Genomic DNA, 273 nt, shown 5'->3' with positions numbered 1-273 from the left:
CCACGTTCACGGCCGCGCTGTCGGCAATGCCGTTCGCGAGACCCATGAGCTGACGCGCACCGGCCGTGCCCGTGAAGTCAACGTTCGCACCGTCGGTGTCTTTCGCAACGGTGATGTCTCGCGTGTCCTCGTCCTGCAGGGTGAGGCCGATCTTGCCGTTCGTGATGTTGTACGTCAGGTTGTTGATCGTAGTGGTGTTCGCACTGGTTTCCTGGATCGTCGAGAAGAGCTGCGAGCCGTTCACCGCGTCGGTCGAGTCGGCGCTCAGGCGGC

1 pseudogene is annotated in these 273 nt (G+C 63.0%); it reads right to left on the bottom strand.

The features are described 5' to 3' along the window. Positions 1-273: pseudogene (locus SB772_RS41035) on the bottom strand (hypothetical protein); the annotation flags it as partial.

The sequence above is a fragment of the Paraburkholderia sp. SIMBA_030 genome, assembly GCF_046535245.1.
Taxonomy (GTDB): domain Bacteria; phylum Pseudomonadota; class Gammaproteobacteria; order Burkholderiales; family Burkholderiaceae; genus Paraburkholderia.
Note: the sequence above shows the minus strand (reverse complement) of the source record. Positions and strands in the feature narration are given on the sequence as shown.